A 24,529-nucleotide genomic window follows, 5' to 3' on the forward strand; every position below is an offset into this window, starting at 1 on the left:
CTTCACGATTCTCTAAAGGCAGGCTTACGCCATGGACATCTCTGGAAGCAGCGCGTTTTATTCGGGCCTGAGCACTATTCAGACCGGGCAGAACCGTGTCGACCAGGCGGCCGGCAAGATTGCCAGCGCCGGAACCACCCAGCCATCGGCCGCGCAAAGCGACCGTCTGCAAGCCAATGACCGCGCCCAAGCGTCCAATTCGGCGAGCAACATGGTGGAAATGGCCCAGGGAAAGTTTCAAGTCGAGCTGGGGGCGAAAGTCGCCAAGGCTTCGGACGAAATGCTCGGTACCTTGATCGATACCTACGCTTAACTTCTCTATCGCTTGCCCGCTCCTCTCTGTGGGAGCTGGCTTGCCTGCGATAGCATCAACGCATACTGCCTGATAGATACACCCTGGCGTCTGCATCGCAGGCAAGCCAGCTCCCACAGTCGTTCCGCGACATTCTGCTTTCCTTAAATCATGAGGCATCCCGCCGCAGGCCTCGCCGTGCCTGGCTGACCCGCGTCAAGACAAACGGCATCTGGCCGACGCTTGACAACCCTGGGTGGTAAACGTATGTTTCAAACACCTGTTTGACCGCCATAACAAATCCACGCGGTTGTTCATCCCAGTTACATCAGCAGAGGTTTATCGCTATGCCTGACTACAAGGCCCCCTTGCGTGATATTCGCTTCGTTCGTGACGAACTGCTCGGTTATGAAGCGCACTATCAGAGCCTGCCGGCTTGCCAGGACGCTACCCCGGACATGGTCGACGCCATCCTCGAAGAAGGCGCCAAGTTCTGTGAGCAAGTACTGGCACCGTTGAACCGCGTGGGCGACATCGAAGGGTGTACCTGGAGTGAGTCAGGCGTTAAGACCCCTGCGGGTTTCAAAGAGGCCTACAAACAATTCGTCGAAGGCGGCTGGCCAAGCCTGGCCCACGACGTGGAGCACGGTGGCCAAGGCCTGCCGGAATCCCTGGGCCTGGCTGTGAGTGAAATGGTCGGCGAAGCCAACTGGTCGTGGGGCATGTACCCTGGCCTGTCCCATGGCGCGATGAATACCATTTCCGAGCACGGCACTCCCGAGCAGCAAGACGCTTACCTGACCAAGCTGGTGTCGGGCGAATGGACCGGCACCATGTGCCTGACCGAGCCACACTGCGGCACCGACCTGGGCATGCTGCGCACCAAGGCCGAGCCTCAGGCTGACGGTTCCTACAAAGTCTCCGGTACCAAGATCTTCATCTCGGCCGGTGAACACGACATGGCCGACAACATCGTCCACATCGTACTGGCCCGCCTGCCGGATGCACCGGCTGGCACCAAAGGCATCTCGCTGTTTATCGTGCCCAAGTTCCTGCCCAACGCCGATGGCTCGGTGGGCGAGCGCAACGCGGTCACCTGTGGTTCCCTGGAACACAAGATGGGCATCCACGGCAACGCCACCTGCGTGATGAACTTCGACGCGGCCACCGGTTTCCTGATCGGCCCGGCGAACAAAGGCCTGAACTGCATGTTCACCTTTATGAACACCGCTCGGCTGGGCACCGCGCTGCAAGGCCTGGCTCACGCCGAGATCGGCTTCCAGGGCGGCTTGAAATATGCGCGTGATCGCCTGCAAATGCGCTCCCTGACCGGCCCGAAAGCGCCAGATAAAGCCGCTGACCCGATCATCGTGCACCCTGACGTACGCCGCATGCTGCTGACCATGAAGGCCTTCGCCGAAGGTAACCGTGCGATGGTGTACTTCACTGCCAAGCAAGTGGACATCGTCAAGTACGGTACCGACGACGAAGCCAAGAAACAGGCGGATGCCCTGCTGGCCTTCATGACGCCGATCGCCAAGGCGTTCATGACCGAAGTCGGTTTTGAATCGGCCAACCACGGCGTGCAGATCTACGGTGGCCACGGCTTTATCGCTGAGTGGGGCATGGAGCAGAACGTTCGCGACAGCCGCATTTCTATGCTGTACGAAGGCACCACCGGCATCCAGGCGCTGGACCTGCTCGGCCGTAAAGTGCTGATGACCCAAGGCGAAGCGCTCAAGGGCTTCACCAAGATCGTGCACAAGTTCTGCCAGGCCAACGAAGGTAACGACGCGGTTAAAGAATTCGTTGCACCGCTGGCGGCACTGAATAAAGAGTGGGGCGAGTTGACCATGAAGGTCGGCATGGCCGCGATGAAAGACCGTGAAGAAGTCGGTGCTGCCTCGGTGGACTACCTGATGTACTCCGGCTACGCCTGCCTGGCTTACTTCTGGGCCGACATGGCACGCCTGGCCGCCGAGAAACTGGCCGCTGGCACCAGCGAAGAGGCGTTCTACACCGCCAAGTTGCAGACTGCGCGCTTCTACTTCCAGCGCATCCTGCCGCGTACCCGCACCCACGTGGCAACCATGCTGTCGGGCGCCAACAACCTGATGGACATGAAAGAAGAAGACTTCGGCCTGGCTTACTAAGCCTTACCGGGTTCTTCTGAAAACCGCCGCCTCCTTCGGGACGCGGCGGTTTTTTTGTACGTGTGTAGGCGCGAGTCTAAAAAACCACAGCAATGCACTCAGGGATTGCGATGAGCTGCCGTTACAGTGATGGCAATGTGATACATGCCCGGTCGGTTGTGCTTAACTGACCGCCTAGAAGCACAGCGCCATTATTTGTTTGCGGGTCGGAGTTTTACCCTTGTCACGCGTGTCCGCTGTACGTTTCAGCCATTTCCTACCGTCGCTGCTGCTGTTGCTGGCTGGGCTCTCGGCTGCGTACGTCAAGGACCTCAGCGTCTTCTTCACCTCGCTGTTCAACGTACTGCCCACCCTGGTTCTGCTGCTCGGTGGCGCTTACTGCGCGGTGTATCGACGCCAACGTGAACTGTTCCTGATGGTCACGGTGTACGTCGCCTATTTCCTGCTGGACACCCAGACCGACTTCTACCGCGACAATGGCCGCGTGCGTGAAGACGCTGCGGTGGTGTTCCACCTGTGTTGCCTGCTGTTGCCCTTGCTGTTCAGCATTTATGCGCTGTGGCAGGAAAAAACCCATCTGTTTCGTGACTTCGTCGCCCGCTGTGCGGTGCTGCTGGCGGTGGGCAGTGTGGCGCTGGCCCTGGAGCAAAGTTTTCCCCAGGCCTTGCTGGGCTGGTTGGCGGAGATCCGTTGGCCGATGCTGCATGGCGCCTGGATGAGCCTGATCCAACTCTCGTACCCAATGTTCCTGATCGGCTTTCTCACCCTGGCCGCTCAATACTGGTACCAGCCGCGCCCGCTGCACGCCGCACAACTGGTGGGGCTGCTGGGCATGTTCTGGATGTTGCCGCAAACTTTCATCCTGCCGTTCACCCTCAACATCATGTGCAGCCAAGTGATGCTGATGATCGCTGCGGGCGTGGCGCACGAGGCGTATCAAATGGCGTTCCGTGATGAACTCACCGGCTTGCCGGGGCGCCGTGCCCTCAACGAGCGCATGCAGCGGCTAGGTCGCAACTATGTGCTGGCGATGAGCGACGTCGATCACTTCAAGCGTTTCAATGACACCCACGGCCACGACGTGGGCGACCAGGTGCTGCGCCTGGTGGCGAGTAAGTTGTCCAAGGTCAATGGAGGCGGGCGGGCCTACCGTTACGGCGGTGAAGAGTTTGCCGTGGTGTTTGCCGGCAAGACTCTGGATGAGTGCATGCCGCACCTGGAGGAGATCCGCGAGATCATCGCCAGCTACGACATCAAGTTGCGCAACCCGGACCGCCCCCAGGACGATCATCAAGGCCGCCAGCGCCGTGCCGGCAGCGGCGCGTCCAGTGTGTCGGTGACGGTAAGCATCGGCGTGGCCGAGCGCCAGGCCGAGCAACGCAGCCCCGACGAGGTGCTCAAATCCGCCGACCAGGCGCTTTACACCGCCAAGGGCGCGGGGCGTAACTGTGTGGTCGCAGCCGGGCAAACCCGCCGTGGCGCGGTGCGCATGGAGAGCGCTGCCGGTTGAGTAATGGCGCTGTATTCAGCAGCGCTACAGTGATTGTCCACGGCCATGGCCGGCAGTAGGTTAACCCTATCTGCTGCCGGAGACATTGCCATGCCTGAGTACAAAGCTCCCCTGCGCGACATGCGCTTTCTGATCGACAACGTATTCGATTTCCACGGCCACTACGCGGCCCTGGGCGCCACGGATGCCAGCCCGGACATGGTCAGTGCGATCCTCGAAGAAGGCGCCAGGTTCTGCGAAAACGTACTCGCGCCGCTCAATCGCAGCGGCGATGAAGAGGGCTGCCATTTCGATAATGGCGTGGTGACCACGCCCAAAGGCTTCAAGCAAGCCTTTGCCCAGTATGTGGAAGGCGGCTGGCACGGCGTGGCGGCAGACCCAGCCTACGGTGGCCAGGGCCTGCCCCATTCCCTGGGCCTGGTGCTGAGCGAGATGATCGGTTCCAGCAACACCTCCTGGGGCATGTACCCTGGCCTGACCCACGGTGCCATGTCCGCCATCCACGCCCACGGCACCGACGAACAGAAAGCCACTTACCTGAGCAAACTCACCGCCGGCGAATGGACCGGTACCATGTGCCTGACCGAAGCCCACTGCGGCACCGACCTGGGCTTGATCAAGACCCGCGCCGTACCGCAGGCAGACGGCAGTTACGCGGTCACCGGCAGCAAGATCTTCATCTCGGCCGGCGAGCACGACATGAGCGCCAATATCATCCACCTGGTGCTGGCCAAACTGCCGGATGCGCCGGCGGGCACCAAGGGCATTTCGTTGTTTATCGTGCCCAAGTTCCATGCCGACTCCGGCGAGCGCAATGCGGTGCACTGCGGCTCCATCGAACACAAGATGGGCATCAAGGCCTCGGCCACCTGCGTGTTGAACTTCGATGGCGCCAAAGGCTATTTGATTGGCGAGGCGAACAAGGGCCTCAACTGCATGTTCACCATGATGAACCACGCACGCCTGGGCACCGGCATGCAGGGCCTGTGCAACGGCGAGGCGAGCTTCCAGGGCGCGATCAAATATGCCAACGACCGCCTGCAAATGCGTTCGCTCACCGGCGCCAAGGCTCCGGAGAAAGCTGCCGACCCGATCATCGTGCACGCCGATGTACGCCGCATGCTGCTGACCATGAAAGCCTTCAACGAGGGCAACCGCGCGTTGACCTATTTCACCTCGCAACTGCTCGATACCGCGCACCTGGGCAGCGACGCTGGCCAACGCCAGGAAGCCGAGGACCTGTTAGCCTTCCTCACGCCGATCTGTAAAGCCTTCATGACCGAAACCGGCCTGGAGGTGACCAACCACGGCATGCAGGTATTCGGTGGCCATGGCTATATTCGAGAGTGGGGCATGGAGCAACTGGCCCGTGACGCACGGATTGCGCCGATCTATGAAGGCACCAACGGCATCCAGGCCCTCGACCTGCTTGGGCGCAAGGTCCTGGGCAGCCAGGGCAAGTTGCTGCGTGGGTTTACCAAGATTGTGCATAAGTTCTGCGCGGTCAATGCCGAGCATGCGCAACTCAAGGCCCATGTGGCGCAACTCAATGAACTGAACCAGCAATGGGGCGAACTGACCCTGAAGGTCGGCACGGCAGCGATGAAAAACCCTGACGAAGTGGGCGCGGCGGCGATGGATTACCTGATGTACAGCGGTTACATCATCCTTGCCTACCTGTGGCTGCGCATGGCGATCGCGGCGCACGCGCAGGATGACGAAGGGTTTGCCCAGGCGAAGCTTGCGACCTGCGACTTTTATTTCAAGCGCTTGTTGCCGCGTACGTCCATGCACCGTGCTGCGGTGGAGGCGGGGAGCGAATGCCTGATGAGCTTACCGGCGCAGGCCTTTGCACTGTAGATGTCACTGATTGCTCGGGGTCAAAATGTGGGAGCGGGCTTGCTCGCGAATGCGCTAGTGCAGTCAAAGATGTAGCGACTGACACGCCGCATTCGCGAGCAAGCCCGTTCCCACAATGGTTTGTATGTGACTTATAAATACTTAATGGTCACGAATGGACCCTATGTGTCTGAAAAGTTGTTCGGGTACACTCGGGGTCTGTAAAACCGATCCTATCGAATTACTTTTCACGTTCTCACGAGGTTTGCCATGGCTGATTACAAAGCGCCGTTGCGTGATATGCGCTTCGTCCTCAACGAAGTGTTTGAGGTCGCTGATACTTGGGCCCAGTTACCGGCATTGGCAGACAGCGTTGACGCCGAAACCGTCGAGGCGATTTTGGAAGAGGCGGGCAAGGTCACCGCCAAATCCATTGCCCCGCTCAGCCGCGGCGGCGATGAGCAAGGCTGCCACTGGGCGGACGGCGCCGTGACGACTCCCGACGGTTTCCCCCAGGCCTACAGCACCTACGCCGAAGGCGGCTGGGTCGGTGTGGGCGGCGACCCGACCTACGGCGGTATGGGCATGCCCAAGGCCGTGTCGGCGCAGGTTGAAGAGATGATCAACTCGTCGAGCCTGGCTTTCGGCCTGTACCCGATGTTGACCTCCGGTGCCTGTGTATCGATCAACACCCACGCCAGTGAAGAACTCAAGGCCACCTACCTGCCGAAGATGTATTCCGGTGAGTGGGCCGGTTCCATGTGCCTGACGGAAGCCCATGCCGGTACCGACCTGGGGATGATCCGCACCAAGGCCGAGCCTCAGGCGGACGGCTCCTACAAGGTCAGCGGCACCAAGATCTTCATCACCGGTGGCGAGCACGACCTCACCGAAAATATCATCCACCTGGTGCTGGCCAAACTGCCGGACGCACCGGCCGGGCCCAAGGGCATCTCGCTGTTTCTGGTGCCGAAGTTCCTGGTAAATGCCGATGGCAGCCTGGGCGCGCGTAACCCGGTAAATTGCGGCTCCATTGAACACAAGATGGGCATCCAGGCCTCCGCTACCTGTGTGATGAACTTCGACGAAGCCGTGGGTTACCTGGTCGGTGAGCCCAACCGTGGCTTGGCGGCGATGTTCACCATGATGAACTATGAGCGCCTGGGTGTTGGCATTCAGGGCTTGGCGTCGGGTGAGCGGTCCTATCAGAACGCGATTGAATATGCCCGCGACCGTGTGCAGAGCCGTTCCCCGCTGGGCGCGCAGGCCAAGGACAAGCCGGCAGACCCGATCATCGTGCATCCGGATGTCCGCCGCATGTTGCTGACCATGAAGGCGGCGAACGAAGGCGGCCGGGCGTTCTCCACCTACGTGGCGACGCAGTTGGACATCGCCAAGTTCAGCGACGATGCCCAGGCGCGCGAGCGTGCCGATAACCTGGTGGCGTTGCTGACGCCGGTGGCCAAGGCGTTCCTCACCGACCTGGGCCTGGAAACCACCGTACTTGGCCAGCAGGTGTTTGGTGGCCACGGTTACATCCGCGAGTGGGGCCAGGAGCAATTGGTGCGTGACGTGCGCATCACTCAGATCTACGAAGGCACCAACGGCATTCAGGCCCTGGATCTGATGGGCCGCAAGATCGTTGGCAGCGGCGGTGCGTTCTATACCTTGTTCGCTGATGAGATCCGCCAGTTCATCGCCGCATCGGGCCCTGAGTTGGCCGAATTCACCAAACCGCTAAGTGCGGCAGTGGATAACCTGGATGAGTTGACGGCCTGGGTGCTGGACCGCGCCAAGAGCAATGCCAATGAAATCGGTGCGGCCTCGGTGGAATACCTGCATGCGTTCGGCTACATGGCCTATGCCTATATGTGGGCGCGCATGGCCAAGGCGGCGTGGGGCAAAGAAGGCGAAGAGGATTTCTACGCCAGCAAACTGGGAACTGCGCGTTTCTACTTTGCCCGACTGTTGCCGCGTATCCACTCGTTGAGTGCATCGGTAAAAGCCGGCAGCGAATCACTGTTCCTGATGGATGAAGCCCTGTTTTAAGGGCGAGGAGGGCGTGTAAGCATTCTCTTACATGACGTGCTGCTAATCGTCCTCTATCGCCACATTGGATCCACGGCTAATCTACTTCACATGGACGTCGCGCAGGAAGCGCAAAGCAACAACACGGACACGTAGGATTCTGCCAGGACGGCGGAGTGAAATGGATGTCAGGGAAACAGTCTGCAAAGCCCCGCTTCGGCGGGGTTTTCTTTTGCCCGCGAAAAAGTCAGGCGGTTGTCGACGGGGCATTCATCACGTCTTCCAGCAGGGTGCGCAGCAACGCCACCGTCGCCTGCTGGCGTTGCACATCGCGGCATACCAATCCTACTTTCAGCGGTACCCTGGGCTCGCTCAAGGGTTTCCACAGCAGCGCCTTGCTGTTGTGTTCATCCTGGGACCGCCCAGGCAGCACGGTCGCCAAACGGGTGTGAGGCAGGCTGTCGAGAATGCCCACCATGGTATTGAGTTCCGCCTGCACTTGCGGACGCCGCCCGAGGTTGGACAGTTGGCCTTGCCAGATCTGCCGAACCTGAAACTCTTCCCCCAGCAGCAACATCGGTAATTCGGCGGCTTGTTTGAGCGAGACTTTCTTGAACTCGCGCAACGGATGATCTTCGGGTATCACCACCTTCAGCTCGTCTTCATACAGCAACACGCCGTGCAGGCCCGGCTGACGGGGTGGCAGGTAGCTGATGCCGATATCGAGTGAGCCATTGAGCAACCGCCGCTCAATCTCAAGCCCGGTCAGCTCGTAGATCTGCACCACCAGATGGGGCTGGGCCTTGCGCACGCGCTCAAGCATCTGCGGTACCAGGCTGGTGTGCACGGTTTGCAGCACGCCGATGGCCAGGGTGCGCATGGCCTGGCCCTTGAAGTTGCGCAGTGCCTCCACGGCTTGCTGCATCCCATCAATGAGCGGCAACGCGTGGTTGTATAAAGTGTGCGCCGCCAGCGTTGGCAGCAGACGCTTGCTGCTACGTTCGAACAGACTTACATCAAGGTTCTGTTCCAATTGGCGAACCTGTTGCGACAACGCTGGCTGGGAGATCGACAGACGCTCCGCGGCACGGCCTACATGGCCTTCCTCATACACCGCGACGAAATAACGCAGTTGCTTGAAATCCATAAGGTTTGCTTATCGAAAAAGCTGGAAAATCGAAATGGCCGCTGGCCCCCGAGGCGCCTAGTCTAGCGCCTATTCGCAGGGCTTACAGGGCCGGATCGGACAATGAACAGCGTTTTTGTTGATAGCGTTTACATAGGCAACGCAAAAAATCTGAAGGCCTTATTGGCAGGCGGCATCGACCAAGGTCAGGTTGCCAACGGAGGTGAAGTGTGAACTTGTTCCGTCGCTTCGCGCCGAGTCTGGATGACCTGCTTGTGCATGCCCCGCGTGCAGAGGTTTCCAGCCAGTGCCTGATGCCCACTGTGGCGCGCCCGCCCCAGGTGTTTGTGCAGGGGCAGGGCTCCTGGCTTTCGGACGCTGACGACCGCGCCTATCTGGATTTCAGTCAAGGCGGCGGCGCCAACAGCCTGGGCCACAGTCCTCAGGCCGTGCGCGACGCCATTGCCGAACAGATGCATACCGTGATCAACCCTGGCCTGGGTTTGCACAACCGCGCGCAACTGGACCTCGTCGACCGTCTGTGCCACCACACCGGCAGTGATCAGGCCTACTTGCTCAACACGGGTGCCGAAGCCTGTGAAGCGGCCATCAAGTTGGCACGCAAGTGGGGCCAGCTGCATCGTGGCGGCGCTTACCACATCCTCACGGTAAGCAATGGCTGCCACGGCCGGAGCCTTGGGGCGATGTCGGCGTCGGCCATGGCCTGCGAAAACCGGTTCGAACCGCAGCTGCCAGGTTTCAGCCAGGTGCCGTTTAACGATCTGCCGGCCCTGCATGCAGCGGTCGATGCGCAGACCGTCGCCATCATGCTGGAGCCGATACAAAGCGGCGGCGGTGTCGTCCCTGCGACAGAACATTACCTCAAAGGCGTCGAACGCCTGTGCCGTGAGCTCGGGATCCTGCTGATCTTCGACGAAGTGCAAACCGGTATCGGCCGCTGCGGCAGCCTGCTCGCCGAACAGCAATACGGCGTGCGCGCCGACATCATTGCCCTGGGCAAAGGCCTGGGAGGCGGTGTGCCCTTGGCGGCGCTGGTGGCGCGTGGTAATGCCTGTTGCTTCGAACCGGGCGAGCTGGACGGTACACATCACGGCAATGCACTGATGGCATCTGCGGGTATCGCCGTACTCGACGCTCTATTGGAGAACGGCTTTCTCGAGCACCTACGTGAATCTGGCTTGTACCTGGCAGAAGGCCTTGCCCGGCTGGCCTACCGTTACGACCATGGGCCCTTGCGCGGCAACGGGCTGCTTTGGGGCCTGACACTGTCGGACGATTGCGCCGCAGCAGTGGTCAAGGCCGCGCTGCACGAAGGCCTGATTCTCACTGCCTCACAACCTGACTGCCTGCGCTTTACCCCTGCGCTGAACATCAGCAAAACCCACATCGACGAAATGCTGCTGCGGCTTGCCCGCGCCTTTTCTCGGGTGCGCACCGCTCAAGTGCAATGCCGCAAGGGCATCGCCGTTTGACCCCAGTTTCCTGAACCGTCTCGCGGCATACGCGGCGCCTCCAGCCTGATTCTTTTGGCTGGGGGCGTTTTTTTGTCTGGGTAATTTCTGGTGTGAAAACGTTGATTGAGCCTCCCTGGGAACAGTGGTTTCTTAGCGGACGTCGGCAAGGACCGCCGATGGGGCACAGCGTGCTCGACTTTTAATCTATACCACTGGGTGGTATGTTTTTGGGAAGGGACCTCCATGAAGCTCAGGTTGTTTAAAACACGGCGATTTGCCGAGGCGGCCAACAAAGCCTGGATCTGCGATTCGGAGTTGGGGGAGGCGTTTGGCGAAATGCTGAGGGGGCAGGCAGATAATCTGGGCGGTGGTGTCTGGAAAAAACGCCTCAATCAAAATCGACATCGTTCAATCACATTGGCCAAGGGTAGGCACTATTGGGTTTATCAGTTGCTGTTCGCGAAGAAGGATCAAGGCAACATTACGCAGAGCGAACCTGTTTGGTTTCGATCACTGGCCAAAACTTATGAAAGGTTAAACGAAGCACAGATTCAGCAAATGCTGGATCTCAAGGAGTTTGTGGAGATACATCATGACCAAGAAGTATAAAAGCGAGGCGTTTGAGTCCATTCACCAGTCAGCCAAGGCACTTCATGCTGTCGGCGCCATCAGCAAAACCACTCTGCGAGAATATGATGAGGCGTGCTTATCCATGCCAGACCAAATACCTGCCGAACAGATCAAGCAACTACGTGAAAGCAGCCATGTCAGCCAACCTGTGTTCGCCCGCTACCTGAACACCAGCGCGTCCACCGTCAAAAAATGGGAGTCGGGAGAGAAACGGCCTAGCGGCATGGCGCTCAAATTATTGAGCATCGTGCAAAAGCATGGCCTGCAGATTCTGGCCTGAGATGGCCCAATGCCAGAATCCACTGAACCCTCACGAACCGCCAAGGTCGATTAGCTACACGGCTCACACGAGCCGATTTTCTGGAGCTGACCCATGGACATCATTCGTATCATCATCGCCATTCTGCTGCCGCCATTGGGTGTGTTCCTACAAGTAGGTTTCGGCGGTGCCTTCTGGCTGAATATCCTGCTGACCCTGTGCGGTTACTTCCCGGGCATCATCCACGCGGTGTACATCATCGCCAAGCGTTGAGGCGTTCAGCCTTTTGCAATGAGCCTTGAGTTGCGCTCATTGCGAAAGGCCAGTTGCTCGATGGTCTGGGTGGCCTGTTCGGCTTCTTCCCGCGCCTGAAGGATGATGCCGTGCTGCTCGGATTTGCTGCATACCGGGTCGGCGTTGCTGGCGTCACCGGTGAGCATGAAGGCCTGGCAACGGCAGCCGCCGAAATCCTTTTCTTTTTCGTCGCATGATCGGCACGGCTCGGGCATCCAGTCGTAGCCACGAAAGCGATTGAAGCCAAACGAGTCGTACCAGATGTGCTGCATGCTGTGGTCGCGCACATTGGGAAACTGCACGGGCATTTGCCTTGCGCCGTGACAAGGCAGGGCGGTGCCGTCGGGTGTGACTGTCAGGAAGATGCTGCCCCAGCCGTTCATGCACGCTTTGGGGCGCTCCTCGTAATAATCCGGTGTCACGAAGATCAGCTTGCACGGGTGGCCTTCGGCTTCCAGCTTGGCGCGGTACTCATTGGTGATGCGTTCGGCGCGCACCAGTTGCTCGCGGGTGGGCAGCAAACCCACGCGATTGAGCTGTGCCCAGCCGTAGAACTGGCAAGTGGCGAGCTCGACGAAATCTGCTTCCAGCGCAATGCACAGCTCGATGATGCGGTCGATCTTGTCGATATTGTGCCGATGGGTGACGAAGTTCAGCACCATCGGGTAGCCGTGGGCTTTCACGGCTCGGGCCATTTCCAGTTTTTGCGCGAAGGCTTTTTTGGAGCCGGCCAGCAGGTTGTTCACCTGTTCGTCACTGGCCTGGAAGCTGATCTGGATATGGTCCAGGCCGGCTTTCTTGAAGTCGCTGATTTTTTGTTCGGTGAGGCCGATGCCAGAGGTGATCAGGTTGGTGTAGAAACCCAGCTTGCGAGCCTCGCCGATCAGTTCGGCCAAGTCCTGGCGCACCAGCGGCTCACCGCCGGAAAACCCCAGCTGCGCAGCACCCATTTCACGGGCTTCGCGAAATACCTTGATCCATTGTTCGGTGCTCAACTCCTTGCCCTGCTCGGCGAAATCCAGCGGGTTGGAGCAATACGGGCACTGCAACGGGCAGCGATAGGTCAGCTCGGCCAGCAGCCATAGCGGTAGGCCGATGGCGGGTTTTTCAGGCAAGGGTGATCCAGTGCTCAGCACGGGCGACCTCCATGAATTGCTCGATGTCGTCACCCAGCTCCGGTACGCCGGGGAACTGCTTGTCCAGCTCGGCAATGATGGCCGCCACGTCGCGCTCGCCGTCGATTAGGCCGCCGATCAATGCGGCGCTGTCGTTGAGCTTGATCATGCCTTCGGGGTAGAGCAACACGTGGCCTTTCTGTGCAGGCTCGTACTGGTAGCGATAGCCCTGGCGCCAGGTCGGTTTTTTGCTGCGATCAAAGCTCATAGGGTAATCCCTTTATGCCATACCCGCTGTTCGGTCACGCTGTGATACGGCGGGCGTTTGAGTTCGTAGGCCATGCTCATGGCGTCCAGCATGCTCCAGAGGATGTCCAGTTTGAACTGGAGAATGTCCAGCATGCGCTCCTGCCCCTCGCGGGTGGTGTAGTGCTGCAGGGTGATCGCCAAGCCGTGTTCCACATCGCGCCGGGCCTGGCCCAGGCGGGTGCGGAAGTACTCGTAACCGGCCGGGTCGATCCACGGGTAGTGCTGCGGCCAACTGTCGAGGCGCGACTGGTGGATTTGCGGCGCGAACAGCTCGGTCAGCGAGCTGCTGGCGGCTTCCTGCCAGCTGGCGCGGCGGGCGAAGTTGACATAGGCGTCCACGGCGAAGCGTACGCCGGGCAGCACCAACTCTTGGGAACGCAGTTGGTCGGGGTCCAGGCCCACAGCCTGGCCCAGGCGCAGCCAGGCTTCGATACCGCCGTCTTCACCGGGCGCGCCGTCGTGGTCGAGCAGGCGCTGGATCCATTCGCGACGGATTTCACGGTCTGGGCAGTTGGCCAGGATCGCCGCGTCTTTCAGCGGGATATTCACTTGATAGTAGAAGCGATTGGCGACCCAGCCCTGGATCTGCTCACGGCTGGCGCGGCCTTCGTACATCGCCACATGGTAGGGGTGATGGATATGGTAGAAGGCGCCCTTGGCGCGCAGGGCGGCTTCGAACTCAGCCTTGCTCAACGGTGTGTCGGTCATTTCGATCGCTCCTACAATTCAATGCTCATGCCGTCGTAAGCCACTTCGACATTGCGCCGCACCAGCTCCGCTCGCTCGGGGGAGTCTTCATCGAGGATCGGGTTGGTGTTGTTGATGTGGATAAGCACTTTGCGCTGTTTGGGCAGTTGCTCGAGCACTTCAAGCATGCCGCCGGGGCCGTTCTGTGCCAGGTGGCCCATCTCACGCCCGGTGCGTGTGCCGACGCCACGGCGCTGCATTTCATCGTCGTCCCACATCGTGCCGTCCACCAGCAGGCAGTCACTGCCGGCCATGATGTCCAGCAGCGGTGCGTCGACCTTGCCCAGGCCCGGGGCGTAGAACAATTTGCCGCCGGTGCGCAGGTCTTCGACGATCAGGCCAATGTTGTCACCGGGGTGCGGGTCGAAACGGTGCGGCGAATAGGGCGGTGCGGCGCTGCGCAACGGCAGCGGGGTGAAGCGCAGGTTGGGGCAGGCCGGGATGGTGAAGCTGGCGTCCAACTCGATGCGGTTCCAGGCCAGGCCACCGTTCCAGTGGGTCAGCATGGTGAACAACGGGAAACCGGTGCTCAGGTCTTCGTGGACCATGTCGGTGCACCACACCTGGTGCGGGCAGCCTTCGCGCAGGCTCAGCAGGCCAGTGGTGTGGTCGATCTGGCTGTCCATCAGGATGATTGCGCTGATGCCGGTATCGCGCAGGGCGCGGCCCGGTTGCATGGGCGCAAAGCCCTGGAGTTGCGCGCGGATATCCGGCGAGGCATTGCAGAGCACCCAATTCACGCCATCGTCGGAGATCGCGATGGACGACTGGGTACGCGCGTGGGCCCGCAGGCTGCCATCGCGAAAACCTGCGCAGTTCACGCAGTTGCAGTTCCACTGAGGGAAGCCACCGCCGGCGGCGGAACCTAGAATCTGGACAAACATGATCGCTCCATCAAGCACAGCTCAAAACAAAAACGCCCCGGGCGAACCGAGGCGTTGTATCACTCAGCCAATCAACGGCTGGCGAAGTACATGGTGACTTCGAAACCAATACGCAGATCAGTGTAAGCAGGTTTGGACCAGGTCATATTCTTACTCCTATCAAGGGATGGGACGTTCACTACCAAGTAATACATATAGTCCACCTCCTGTTGGAGATGTTCAGATATTGCTGCGCAATGTTACGCAATTTTATTCAAGTTAGCGCTGTCTCGGTGGAGAAAGCCTGTTGCAGGGTTGGCAATGATCACGGCGCTGCTTGCCAGTCGTCGCTGATACGCGGCCCGTTGGCCACGCATTGCCAGCCGCCTGCGGCGTCATTGAGTTGTTGCGCGGCGCGCTGCACATCCTCGCGTGTGCACGCTTGGATCAACTGTTGAAGCTGATCCAGATAACCCGACGAATGACCTGCCAGGTGCGCATGCCACAGCAAGTCGGCAGCTTCGTTGATGGGCAGCGTCTGGGCCGCGAACTGCTGTGCGAGGGCCTGGTTACCCAAGTCGGGGCTGCGTTCGATCAACGACGGCAGTTGCCCCAGGAAGGCCTGCAACTGTTGGACGATGCCGTCCAGGGAGGCGCTCGGCGATTGCACCCCAAACAGCAGGCCGGTTTGGCCGTTGATCTGTCGGATGCCGCTGAACACGGCGTAGCCGATTTGCAGTTCGACTCTCAAACGCTGGTAGAACGGCCCCTGGAGCACGTGCCCGAGCAACCGCCAGTGGGCTTCATCGGCGAGGGATTGAGTCGGCGTTGGGCAAAATAGCAGTAGCGCTGCTTCGCTGGATTCGGTGCTGACTGCGTGCCAGCGCTTTCGTCCGTCAAGGGACTGAGGTGTAGAAGGCACGCTTGCCGGTTGCCCAGGCAGCCGGACCGCTGCGGCTTTGATCGCGGCTTCACAGGCGGGTGGCAGGCCTGCGCCCAGCGCCTGCCAGCGCGCGGTAGCCCATGATGCTGTCGTCTCCTGAGGCTGGGGCTGAACACCCGCGCAGCAAGCGGGCAACGCCTTGAGCAGTTCCCGGATGGCGATCATCGGCACGGGAGCGGTCGGTGGCAAAGGTTCATCCGAGTCACTCAGACACCGCGCCAACGCTTCGAGCACCGCCGGCATGGGCTCGTGGAGGCCGTGCATCTTCACCTGCCAATCCGTGGCGCAGGTTTCGCAAGACAACTCGACGCCGGCCTGGCGTGCCTGTTCGCGCAACGGCTGCAACAGGCTTTCCAGCCAGGTGGGTACCGCCGAGTCAAACCGCCAGTGCAGGTACAGCGCGCCTTCGCCAGTGTCATCCGCCAACGCCTGGCTGAAGGTCAACGCTGACAGCTCCCGTCGGCCCCGTGAGCGATCCTGGGCAAAGGTGCGCAAGCCACGGTGGGCGCTGGTTTGGCCACGAATCAGGCCAGCGCGTTCTTCCTTGGCGGGCGCACGAAGCAAGGGGTTATTGGGCGGCAGTTGCCAAGGGGGCCGGGAGGCGGGGAGGTGCAGTGAATCGAGCATGGCCTTGAGGGCTACGACGCCTTGTTCCGACAGGTCTTGGGCATCGTTGCGCGCCAACGCCAGGGCGCCTTGGACCTGTTGCTGGCGAGCATTGAGCAAGGCGAACTCTTCGCGTAACGCTGTCCAGTCGCTGTGTGCGAAGAAACCCAGCCAGTCGTGCAGCAACTCTTCAATCTGCGTAGCCGGTTCGCGTTCGCTGGCGAGGGTGAAGTTTATATCCAGCACGGCTTGATCCGCGAATTGGTACAGCACGGATGCCTGCAGCGCGGTGGCCAGTCGTCGCGCTTGCAGTTCAGCGAGCAACCCGCCGGGGGCCGAGGCGTTGAGCCAGGTGCAGAGAAACGCCAGCGCTTCCCGTGGCGCGTTACACGTAATAACCTGATGCAGGTGTTGGCCGGCGACGTGTTGATAGCTGCGTGCCGGGCCATGCATCAAGGCCGGTGGAGCGGCCTGCGGGTGCAATGGGCCGGGCGTCAGTTGGTCACTGAACTGCTGGGCCAAGGCCTGCAGGTCGGCCAGCGATTGTGGACCGGCGAGGCTCAGGGTCATCTGCCCGCTTTGATAAAAGCGTGCGTGGAACCCTCGCAAGGCGTGCTGAAACTCGTCGCTTTCCACCGGCAGGCTGTCGCGCTTGCCGGCATGAAAACCTCGTAGAGGATGATCCGCCGCCAAGCCTTGCAGCAGCGCCACTTGCTGTTGGGCCTTGGCATCCTGGGACCAGGCGATGAACTCCGCCTCCAGCACTTCGCGTTCACGTTGTTGATCGTCGAGGGCCAGGCGCGGGTGAGCCAGCATATCCGCCAAACGCGCCAGCCCGTCTGCAAAAGCCGGCACCGGCAGTTCAAAGAAGAACTCGGTGGTGCGCTCACGGGTGCTGGCGTTGACCTGCCCACCGTGGCGCTGCACGTAGGCCATCAGCCCTTCGCCGACTGGGAAACGTTCGGTACCGAGAAACAACAAGTGCTCAAGAAAATGCGCCAGGCCAGGCCAGGCCAATGGCACGTCATGGCTGCCGGCAGCCACGTGTAAAACGGCGGCGCAGCGCTTCAAGCGTGGCGCATGGCGCAGGCAAACCCGCAGGCCATTAGCGAGAGTCAGGTGAAGGGGATGAGGGTGAACCGGCGCAGGCATGGGCACTTCCGAGGCGTGGGAAGTGCCTATGCTAGCAAACCCAATGGGTCAGGGCTTGTGCAGTGCGCCGTAGAGTTCGGCGCGACGGTCTTGCAGGTAGTGGTTGGCGGCGCGGGCGTCGACAATAGATTGGCGATCCAGGGTGCCGACGATCAAGGCTTCATCCAGGCCGGCCTGGGCAATTCGCTGGCCGTCCGGCGCGGCAATGCTGCTTTGCCCGCAGTAGTGAATCTCGCCTTCGTGCCCGCAATAGTTGGCATAGGCCACGAAGCATTGGTTTTCAAAGGCTCGCGCCCGCACGGTGACGTCGGCAACGAAGTCGAACGGCACCATATTAGCGGTGGGCACCAGAATCAGTTCGGCACCGGCGAGGGCCAGGCGCCGGGTGTTTTCCGGAAACTCCAGGTCGTAGCAAATCAGCATGCCCACCTTCCACCCGTTCAATTCCACCACCGGGAAATCATCGGGGCCGGCGCTGAACATTGAGTGGTCAAGATCGCCAAACAAGTGGGTCTTGCGGTAGTTGCACAGGCGCTTGCCCTGGGCGTCGATCAACTGCACGGCGTTGTAGACCTGGCCGTCTTCGGCCCGCTCCGGGTAGCCATACAGGATCGCCAGCCCGGCACTTTGCGCCAGTTCGGCAATCGCCTGCGCCGATGGCCCATCCTGTGCCTCTGCCAGTGCGCCAACGGCTTCGGCGCCAATGTTATAGCCGCTGAGAAACATCTCTGGCAGCACCAGCACATCGGCGCCGTGTGCCTCATGGGCCAGTTGATGCAGGCGCTGCAGGTTAGCGGCCACATCCAGCGGCAGCGGCGGGCATTGGTACAGGGCGACACGCATGCTCAACTCCTTATTCTGCCAGGGCGATTGGCCCTATTTCATCGAATACGTCGCCTGGGCCTGGGTTCTCCGGGTGGGTGCTGCCACCGAAGTGATTCATGATGCCCCATACCGCGTTGAGCGAGGTTTGTACCGCGCCTTCGACCCAGGCGGGCGTCCACGATACATCATCACCCGCGATGAAGATCCCGCGTTGTTCGGCGGGCATATCCTTCTGCATGAAGTGCGCATACATCCGCTGGTTATAGCGATAGTGACCGGGCAAGGCGCCTTTGAAGGCCCCGAGGAAATGCGGATCGGCCTCCCAGGACACGGTGATCGGGTCGCCGATGATGCGCGCCTTGATATCAACGTTGGGGTAGATCTTCTTCAGCGCATCGAGGGCCAGTTTCACCCGCTTGTCGATAGGCTGGGGCAGCATCTTCAGTGCGTCGCTCATCCACGAGTAGGACAGGCAGATCACCCCCGGCTTGTCGTCACCGTTATCGAACAGGTAGGTGCCCCGGGTCAGGCGGTCGGTGAGGGTCATGCTCATCAGGTCGCGGCCGGTTTGCGGGTCTTTGTCTTTCCAGAATGGGCGATCAACCATCACGAAGGTTTTCGATGACTGCATGTAGCGGGTGCGATCCAGGGCCATCCACATTTTTTGTGAGAACAGGGTTTCGTCGCATTCGATCTGGGTGGTCAGCAACCAGCTTTGGCAGGTGGTCAGCACCGCTGCGTATTCACGGGTGTCGCCATAGTTGTCGGTAACGGCGAAGCGGCCATCGGCGGCGTGGGCAATGCGCTTCACGCCGGCCCGTGGCGCACCTCTATGCAGCGAGCTCAGGCTGGTACCGGCCGGCCAGTGGGCGCAGCGTTCCGGCACATGGCGCCAGATGCCCATGGGCACTTGGGCCACGCCACCGACGATCAAGTGTTGATGATCATCGCAGTTGGTCATCACCACGCGGAAAATTTCCAGCATGGAGTTGGGGAAGTCAGAGTCCCAGCCGCCGGTACCGAAACCGACCTGGCCAAACACCTCGCGGTGGTGGAACGACAATTTGGCGAAGGCTTTGGAAGTGGCGACGAAGTCGTAGAAGGTACGGTCATCCCACAGCGGCACGAGCTTGTTCCACAACTCTTTGAGGCGCGGCACGTCGCGGTCGCGGATCGCCTGCTGGATATCGCCGAACTGCGAACCGGCCTCCAAGGCGTCGGCCCAGGCATCGGCGACTTCCTGGAACAGTGCCGGTAAATCGGAGAGTTTTTGCGCGTAGTGAGTCTGGCCTTCCAGGTCGATCACAGTGCTGCCGGACGCCGGCGTCAGCGGGTTGGGAAAGGGCTTGGTTTCCAGTCCCAGCTTGTCCACGTAATGGTAGAACGCCGTGGACGACACCGGGAACCGCATGCCGCCCAGCTCGGCGATGATGCCTTCGGCGCCTTCAAAGGCCTGCGAGCGCAAGCGGCCACCCATCTTCGAGGCTTCATACACAACGGGCTTGAGCCCGAGTTTCATCAGCTCGTAGGCCGCAACCAGGCCCGCGATCCCGGCGCCGACGATCGCCACTTCGGCGCCGTGATTGGCCGCAGGAATGCTGCCCAGCCCGGCGGGGTGTTCGATCCAGTCATCAAAGGCAAACGGGAAGTCCGGGCCGAAAATGGTGATGGGTTTCTTACCGTCGCCCGGGTGGCGATTGGGCTTGCTGAGGGTGCTGGACGGAATGCTCATGGCTGACCTTACTGACGGCTCGGCGGGAGGAGGGCCCGTTGAGTATAGGAAAAGATGGCAGCCAGTTTAGGGAACGTTGCGCGCGTTAATAAGACGCAATCTGTCGTCGAATTGCGATAGTTTTAGTCAATGTGACGACTTGAGTGGTCAGATTGGTTGTCCGCGATCCAATTTGTTACTGAGGATGATCGAGGTGGTGGTTTTTTCCACGCCGTCGACACTGCCGATCTGGTCCAGCAATTGGTCCAGTTGCTCCGGCGAATCGGTGCGCAGCCAAGCCACGTAGTCGAACTCTCCACTTACCGCGCACAACTGCTGCACTTGCGCCATGGCGCTCAGCCTGCGCAACACCTCTTTGCCCGAACGGGGTTGCACGGTAATGCCCACATAAGCTTGCAACCCCCCATCCGCAACGCGCTGGCCCAGGCGCACGCCGTAACCGGTGATGACCTGGGTTTTCTCCAGGCGGGCCAGACGCGACGTGACGGTGGTGCGCGCGATGCCCAACTGCCTGGCGAGCATGGCCACGCTTTCACGGGCGTTGAGCTGCAGGGCGGCGATCAGTTGGCGGTCGATTTCGTCTAGGGCGGGCAAGGGGGGCTCCAGTGCGGGGGCAATGAGCAAGCATGGTACAGGCTTGGCCTGGCTGAAAGAACCGTGATGCCAGATACGCAAAAGCCGCGCAATGCGCGGCTTTTTTTGTGTGGTGGGCCCAGTAGGACTCGAACCTACGACCAAGGGATTATGAGTCCCCTGCTCTAACCAACTGAGCTATAGGCCCTCAGTAGGTCGCGGATTATAGCGATGGTTTGTTCACTGTGCCATCCGAAAAATCCTTGTGCCGTGTACGAAGGAAGCTGGCGGCAAAAAGCTCCGGCGGCAGGGGCAGGCTGACGATGTAGCCCTGCATCTGTTCACACCCCTCGCTTGCGAGGAATGCTTGTTGCGCCGGAGTCTCCACGCCTTCGGCGATGATGGTGAATTGCATGCTGTGGCCGAGGGCGATGATGGCGCGCACGATGGCTGCATCGTGAGGGTCGTCGGGCAAGCCGCGCACGAAGGATTGGTCGATTTTGAGGAAGTCCAGGGGCAGGCGTTTGAGGTAGCTGAGGGACGAGTAGCCGGTGCCGAAATCATCGATCGCCAATTGGACGCCCAGGCGCTTGAGTTGGTGCAACACCGCGAGCGCTTCTTCGGCTTGGCTCATGATGAAGTTTTCGGTGATTTCCAGTTGCAGGCAGCCGGGTTCGAGGCGGTAATCGTGCAGCAGTTGTTCGATGCGTGATAGCAGGTTGGGGTGACGCAGTTGCGCGCCTGCGAGGTTGACGGACAGGGGGCCGAAATCCTCGAAAGCCGCTTGCCAGGCGTGCAGTTGCCGGCAGGCCTGTTCCAGTACCCAGTCGCCGATTTGCAGGATCATGCCGTTCTCTTCGGCCAAGGCGATAAAGTGTTCGGGCGGGACGTCGCCCAGAGTCGGGTGGTGCCAGCGGATCAAGGCTTCGGCGCCGATCAGTTGTTGGGTGACCAGGTTGCGCTTGGGTTGGTAATACAGGCTCAATTCTTCACGTTCGATGGCGCGGCGCAGTTCGTGCTCCAGCGCTACGCGTTCATTGGCTTGGGCAGTCAGGTCGCGGGTATAGCGCTCGACCCGGTTACGCCCCTTGGCCTTGGAGCGATACATTGCGGCGTCGGCATTTTTGACCAGGGTGGCGACGTCGGTACCGTCTTGCGGATACAGGCTGGTGCCGATACTGGCGCTGATAAAGAACTCATGCTCGCCGGCTTGGAATGGCGGGGTAAAACAGTCGAGCAGTTTGTTCGCCAAGTGCTGGGCGTCGCTGGCCTGTTGCAAGCCGGGCAACAGGATAATGAATTCGTCGCCGCCCAAGCGAGCAACGGTGTCTACGTCCCGCAACTGCTCCTTGAGGCGTACGGCGATGTCTTTGAGCAGCAGGTCGCCGATCGGGTGGCCGAGGCTGTCGTTGATGTGTTTGAAGCGATCAAGGTCGAGAAACAACACCGCGCCCTGTTTACCACTTTCCTGCTGGCCGTTGAGGGCGGCCTGCAGCCGGTTTTCAAACAGGGTGCGGTTGGGCAGGCCGGTCAATGGGTCGTGGTGGGCCTGATAATCCAGGCGTGCCTGGGCCAGCTTGAGGCTGGAGATGTCGGCGAACACGGCAACGAAGTGGGTGACCAATTGCTCGCGGTTACGCACGGCGCTGATGGTCAGCCAGCTCGGATACACCTCGCCGTTCTTGCGGCGGTTGGAGATCTCTCCTTGCCAATGACCGTGGGCCGTCAACTGGTGCCACATCGCCGCATAGAACGCGCTGTCATGCAGGCCGGAGGCGAGCAGGCGCGGGGTATGACCAAGGGCTTCAACCTCGCTGTAGCCGGTTATCTCAGTGAAGGCGCGGTTGACGGCGCTGATGTTCTGCCGTGTGTCGGTGATCAAGACGCCTTCGGCGGTGCTTTCGAACACCGTGGCGGCCTGCTGCAGTTTTTCCTGCATCAACTGGCGTTCGGTGATGTCCCGGGCGATGGTCAGCATGCAATCTTCGTCGCCAATCGGCAGTGGGCGGCTGGACACTTCGCACAGGCGAATCTGGCCGTCGGCACGACGGATATGACAGATGAAATCGCGGACAAAGCCGTCGCGCTGCATCAACTCCAGCATGTGCTTGCGTTCGTTGAGGTCGACCCAGATGCCTAGGTCCAGGGTTGATTGGTCAAGTGAGGAGGCGCTGGTGAAGCCGGTCAGGTGGCTGAAACCTTCGTTCACTTCAATCAGCAGGCCATCCCTTTGGCGACTCAGTAGTAAACCGTCAGGGGAAGCATGGAATGCCTTGGCGAATTTCTCTTCGGAGGTTTGCAACTGCTGTTGGGTTTCCTTGAGCTCGGTGATATCGCGCACCACCACCACCAGGGCTTCAGTGGTATCGAGTTGGAACGGCTCAGCTGAGATCAGCCCGGTAAATGCCTGACCATTGCTGCGCAGAAAGGACATTTCCAGGTTACGGATACTGGTGGTCTGTACCCGCTGCAGCAAATCCGGACCGACGCCCTGAATGCCCCATATATTAAGATCTGAGGCGGTTTTGCCTACCACCTCGTCGGCGCGCAGCCCAATCTGGTCCTCGAATGCCTTGTTGACCTCCAGCAGGCAGCCATCAGACAACTGGGCAATCACCAGGATGTCTGGGCACTGCTGAAACACCGAGGCAAATTTCTGCTCGGACAGTTGCAGGGCTTCCTCGGTGCGCTTGGCTTCGCTGATGTCGATCATCAGGCCGCGCAGTACTGGCTCGTGGCCGTGTTCGATCAGGCTGACAATGTCACGTACCCACAGGCAGCGGCCATCAGCGGTGATGACCCGGTAATCAATGCTGTGATCACGGTTAGCACGAGTTTCCCGATAGCAATAGGCCTCGGCGCGGGTCAGGTCGGCGGGGTGGATGATGTTGCGCCAGAAGCCTGGAATCAACCAGTGGGCGCGGGGATAGCCGAGCAGGTCTTCGGCATGGGGCGACACGTAGCTGTAGGTGAAATCGCTGATGCTTGCTTCCCAGGCGATGGCGGACAAGCTCTCCACCAAGCCGCGATAGTGGTACTCGCTGCTTCGCAGTTCTTGTTCAAGGGCGACCCGGCGAGAAATTTCCGAACTGAGCCGGCGATTGATCCGAATAACGATGGCCAGCACCGTACTCAATAGCAGCACCGCTGGCAGGCCGTACGTGAGCAAGTCAGCCCAGAAGGTGCGGTGATCGGTGAAGCTGCCGACCCAATGTTGCTGGATTGCATCCGTTTCGGCTGAGCTGAGGTCGGCGAGGACTTTGTCCAGGATGCCCACCAGGATTTTTTCATCCCGCGGGACACCCATCGCCAGTTGGTAGCGGTAGGGCGTTTCGCCGCTGACGTATAAACCGTCGAGCTTGAGTTGGCGCAGGCTCCAGACGCTGGAGGCGAGGTCGCCGACCACGGCATCCACTTCATCGGTGGCCAGGGCTTGCAGCGTCGAACTGACGTTGGGCAGGGCGACCAGATTCAGGTCCGGATGGTGGGTGCGGAGCAATTCATGGGGCGCGTAGTTTTCCACCACGGCAATTTTAAGCCCGTACAGATCCTTGAGGCTGCGTGGTTTCGCGCCGCCTTCATGGGCCAGGATGACGATGGGAAAGTCGAGATAGGGGCGTGTGAACGCCAGGAAGTTTTGGCGTTCGGGGGTGGACATGATGCCAGGCAGCAGGTCGAGCTGATTATTGCGGGCTTGTTCAAGCACCGCAGTCCAGTTAACCGGTTCGATCAGTTTGATACGCACACCCAGGCGGTCCTGGAGCAGGCGTACGTAATCGGCTGCCAAGCCCTGATATCGGCCATTTTCATCGCGATATTCAAAAGGTGGCCAAGACGCATCCACGCCTAGGCGCAGCTCCTGATGGTCCGCCAACCAGCTACGCTCATCATCCGTAAGAGTCAACGCGCCAGCCGTTGCGGTCCAGGTCAGCAGCGACAGCAGTATCACGGTCGGCAATCTGGGCATAACGGTCTCGTTATGGCACGGGGAATGTCTCGAGTGTAGACGGGCATTGCGAGGGCGGGGTGTGCGAGGCAGTTAATCTGTGCAAAGCAAT

General features: G+C 60.3%; 20 protein-coding genes and 1 tRNA gene. 9 read left to right on the forward strand and 12 right to left on the reverse strand.

Annotated features, from left to right (window positions below; all coding sequences use genetic code 11):
• The first annotated feature begins 31 nt into the window (after positions 1-31).
• The 5 genes from BMH52_RS18225 to BMH52_RS18245 all read left to right on the forward strand — a co-directional run bounded on the left by BMH52_RS18225 (position 32) and on the right by BMH52_RS18245 (position 7,843).
• Positions 32-313 (forward strand): hypothetical protein, encoded by a 282-nt coding sequence (locus BMH52_RS18225; RefSeq protein WP_003194792.1) that lies wholly within the window; start codon positions 32-34, stop codon positions 311-313.
• A 326-nt stretch (positions 314-639) separates the two neighbouring features.
• The gene (locus tag BMH52_RS18230) at positions 640-2,445 is read left to right on the forward strand and encodes a phenylacyl-CoA dehydrogenase (protein ID WP_014720204.1); all 1,806 of its coding nucleotides are present in this window, start codon (positions 640-642) and stop codon (positions 2,443-2,445) included.
• Positions 2,446-2,665: 220 nt separating this feature from the next.
• Positions 2,666-3,955: a diguanylate cyclase gene (locus tag BMH52_RS18235; protein ID WP_014720203.1), complete on the forward strand. Its 1,290-nt coding sequence runs from the start codon at positions 2,666-2,668 to the stop codon at positions 3,953-3,955.
• A 90-nt stretch (positions 3,956-4,045) separates the two neighbouring features.
• Positions 4,046-5,815: an acyl-CoA dehydrogenase C-terminal domain-containing protein gene (locus BMH52_RS18240; RefSeq protein WP_073844583.1), complete on the forward strand. Its 1,770-nt coding sequence runs from the start codon at positions 4,046-4,048 to the stop codon at positions 5,813-5,815.
• A 249-nt stretch (positions 5,816-6,064) separates the two neighbouring features.
• Positions 6,065-7,843: an acyl-CoA dehydrogenase C-terminal domain-containing protein gene (locus BMH52_RS18245; RefSeq protein ID WP_073844585.1), complete on the forward strand. Its 1,779-nt coding sequence runs from the start codon at positions 6,065-6,067 to the stop codon at positions 7,841-7,843.
• A gap of 226 nt (positions 7,844-8,069) precedes the next feature.
• Here the strand turns inward: BMH52_RS18245 and BMH52_RS18250 are convergent, their stop codons facing one another.
• The gene (locus tag BMH52_RS18250) at positions 8,070-8,969 is read right to left on the reverse strand and encodes a LysR family transcriptional regulator (protein ID WP_020302165.1); all 900 of its coding nucleotides are present in this window, start codon (positions 8,967-8,969) and stop codon (positions 8,070-8,072) included.
• A 209-nt stretch (positions 8,970-9,178) separates the two neighbouring features.
• Between BMH52_RS18250 and BMH52_RS18255 the strand changes: the two genes are divergently transcribed.
• The 4 genes from BMH52_RS18255 to BMH52_RS18270 all read left to right on the forward strand — a co-directional run bounded on the left by BMH52_RS18255 (position 9,179) and on the right by BMH52_RS18270 (position 11,585).
• Entirely contained in the window at positions 9,179-10,441 is a 1,263-nt protein-coding gene (locus BMH52_RS18255) for an aspartate aminotransferase family protein (protein ID WP_014720199.1), read from the forward strand.
• Positions 10,442-10,666: 225 nt separating this feature from the next.
• Positions 10,667-11,032: a type II toxin-antitoxin system RelE/ParE family toxin gene (locus BMH52_RS18260; RefSeq protein ID WP_073844587.1), complete on the forward strand. Its 366-nt coding sequence runs from the start codon at positions 10,667-10,669 to the stop codon at positions 11,030-11,032.
• Positions 11,016-11,333 (forward strand): DNA-binding transcriptional regulator, encoded by a 318-nt coding sequence (locus BMH52_RS18265; protein WP_014720197.1) that lies wholly within the window; start codon positions 11,016-11,018, stop codon positions 11,331-11,333. Before BMH52_RS18260 ends, BMH52_RS18265 begins: the two co-directional genes overlap by 17 nt.
• Positions 11,334-11,426: 93 nt before the next feature.
• Entirely contained in the window at positions 11,427-11,585 is a 159-nt protein-coding gene (locus BMH52_RS18270; RefSeq protein WP_003194776.1) for a YqaE/Pmp3 family membrane protein, read from the forward strand.
• A 5-nt stretch (positions 11,586-11,590) separates the two neighbouring features.
• Here BMH52_RS18270 and pqqE read toward each other — a convergent pair whose 3' ends face one another.
• The 11 genes from pqqE to BMH52_RS18325 form a co-directional block, all read right to left on the reverse strand.
• A complete protein-coding gene (gene pqqE / locus BMH52_RS18275; RefSeq protein ID WP_019817403.1) occupies positions 11,591-12,721 on the reverse strand; it encodes a pyrroloquinoline quinone biosynthesis protein PqqE in 1,131 nt (376 codons plus the stop codon).
• Complete coding sequence (gene pqqD, locus BMH52_RS18280; RefSeq protein WP_003194772.1) at positions 12,714-12,989, reverse strand: pyrroloquinoline quinone biosynthesis peptide chaperone PqqD; 276 nt, start codon at positions 12,987-12,989, stop codon at positions 12,714-12,716. The genes pqqE and pqqD overlap by 8 nt, the downstream gene beginning before the upstream one ends.
• The gene (gene pqqC / locus BMH52_RS18285; protein WP_019817401.1) at positions 12,986-13,738 is read right to left on the reverse strand and encodes a pyrroloquinoline-quinone synthase PqqC; all 753 of its coding nucleotides are present in this window, start codon (positions 13,736-13,738) and stop codon (positions 12,986-12,988) included. Before pqqC ends, pqqD begins: the two co-directional genes overlap by 4 nt.
• A gap of 11 nt (positions 13,739-13,749) precedes the next feature.
• Positions 13,750-14,661, reverse strand: a complete 912-nt coding sequence (gene pqqB / locus BMH52_RS18290) for a pyrroloquinoline quinone biosynthesis protein PqqB (RefSeq protein WP_014720194.1) — start codon at positions 14,659-14,661, stop codon at positions 13,750-13,752.
• Positions 14,662-14,732: 71 nt separating this feature from the next.
• The gene (pqqA, locus tag BMH52_RS18295; RefSeq protein ID WP_003194766.1) at positions 14,733-14,807 is read right to left on the reverse strand and encodes a pyrroloquinoline quinone precursor peptide PqqA; all 75 of its coding nucleotides are present in this window, start codon (positions 14,805-14,807) and stop codon (positions 14,733-14,735) included.
• A 158-nt stretch (positions 14,808-14,965) separates the two neighbouring features.
• Positions 14,966-17,341, reverse strand: a complete 2,376-nt coding sequence (gene pqqF / locus BMH52_RS18300; protein WP_073844589.1) for a pyrroloquinoline quinone biosynthesis protein PqqF — start codon at positions 17,339-17,341, stop codon at positions 14,966-14,968.
• 48 nt (positions 17,342-17,389) lie between these two features.
• Complete coding sequence (locus BMH52_RS18305; RefSeq protein ID WP_019817399.1) at positions 17,390-18,184, reverse strand: carbon-nitrogen hydrolase family protein; 795 nt, start codon at positions 18,182-18,184, stop codon at positions 17,390-17,392.
• A 10-nt stretch (positions 18,185-18,194) separates the two neighbouring features.
• Positions 18,195-19,898 carry an NAD(P)/FAD-dependent oxidoreductase gene (locus tag BMH52_RS18310; RefSeq protein WP_014720191.1) on the reverse strand — a complete coding sequence of 568 codons (1,704 nt, stop codon included), beginning with the start codon at positions 19,896-19,898 and terminating at the stop codon, positions 18,195-18,197.
• 147 nt (positions 19,899-20,045) lie between these two features.
• Positions 20,046-20,492 (reverse strand): Lrp/AsnC family transcriptional regulator, encoded by a 447-nt coding sequence (locus BMH52_RS18315; protein WP_003194755.1) that lies wholly within the window; start codon positions 20,490-20,492, stop codon positions 20,046-20,048.
• 110 nt (positions 20,493-20,602) lie between these two features.
• Positions 20,603-20,679: transfer RNA gene (locus BMH52_RS18320), tRNA-Ile, on the reverse strand.
• A 15-nt stretch (positions 20,680-20,694) separates the two neighbouring features.
• Positions 20,695-24,438 (reverse strand): bifunctional diguanylate cyclase/phosphodiesterase, encoded by a 3,744-nt coding sequence (locus tag BMH52_RS18325; protein WP_073844591.1) that lies wholly within the window; start codon positions 24,436-24,438, stop codon positions 20,695-20,697.
• Between the last annotated feature and the right edge of the window lie 91 nt (positions 24,439-24,529).

Origin of the sequence: Pseudomonas sp. BTN1, from assembly GCF_001907715.1 — a bacterium.
Classification (GTDB): Bacteria; Pseudomonadota; Gammaproteobacteria; order Pseudomonadales; family Pseudomonadaceae; genus Aquipseudomonas; species Aquipseudomonas paracarnis.

Bases quoted from the DNA above. Each gene is read 5' to 3' on its own strand.
- BMH52_RS18325 (WP_073844591.1), bottom strand. From the start codon at position 24,438: ATGCCCAGATTGCCGACCGTGATACTGCTGTCGCTGCTGACCTGGACC.
- pqqB (WP_014720194.1), bottom strand. From the start codon at position 14,661: ATGTTTGTCCAGATTCTAGGTTCCGCCGCCGGCGGTGGCTTCCCTCAG.
- BMH52_RS18265 (WP_014720197.1), top strand. From the start codon at position 11,016: ATGACCAAGAAGTATAAAAGCGAGGCGTTTGAGTCCATTCACCAGTCA.
- BMH52_RS18270 (WP_003194776.1), top strand. From the start codon at position 11,427: ATGGACATCATTCGTATCATCATCGCCATTCTGCTGCCGCCATTGGGT.
- pqqF (WP_073844589.1), bottom strand. From the start codon at position 17,341: ATGCCTGCGCCGGTTCACCCTCATCCCCTTCACCTGACTCTCGCTAAT.
- BMH52_RS18310 (WP_014720191.1), bottom strand. From the start codon at position 19,898: ATGAGCATTCCGTCCAGCACCCTCAGCAAGCCCAATCGCCACCCGGGC.
- pqqD (WP_003194772.1), bottom strand. From the start codon at position 12,989: ATGAGCTTTGATCGCAGCAAAAAACCGACCTGGCGCCAGGGCTATCGC.
- BMH52_RS18305 (WP_019817399.1), bottom strand. From the start codon at position 18,184: ATGCGTGTCGCCCTGTACCAATGCCCGCCGCTGCCGCTGGATGTGGCC.
- BMH52_RS18260 (WP_073844587.1), top strand. From the start codon at position 10,667: ATGAAGCTCAGGTTGTTTAAAACACGGCGATTTGCCGAGGCGGCCAAC.
- pqqC (WP_019817401.1), bottom strand. From the start codon at position 13,738: ATGACCGACACACCGTTGAGCAAGGCTGAGTTCGAAGCCGCCCTGCGC.
- BMH52_RS18250 (WP_020302165.1), bottom strand. From the start codon at position 8,969: ATGGATTTCAAGCAACTGCGTTATTTCGTCGCGGTGTATGAGGAAGGC.
- BMH52_RS18230 (WP_014720204.1), top strand. From the start codon at position 640: ATGCCTGACTACAAGGCCCCCTTGCGTGATATTCGCTTCGTTCGTGAC.
- BMH52_RS18245 (WP_073844585.1), top strand. From the start codon at position 6,065: ATGGCTGATTACAAAGCGCCGTTGCGTGATATGCGCTTCGTCCTCAAC.
- BMH52_RS18240 (WP_073844583.1), top strand. From the start codon at position 4,046: ATGCCTGAGTACAAAGCTCCCCTGCGCGACATGCGCTTTCTGATCGAC.
- BMH52_RS18225 (WP_003194792.1), top strand. From the start codon at position 32: ATGGACATCTCTGGAAGCAGCGCGTTTTATTCGGGCCTGAGCACTATT.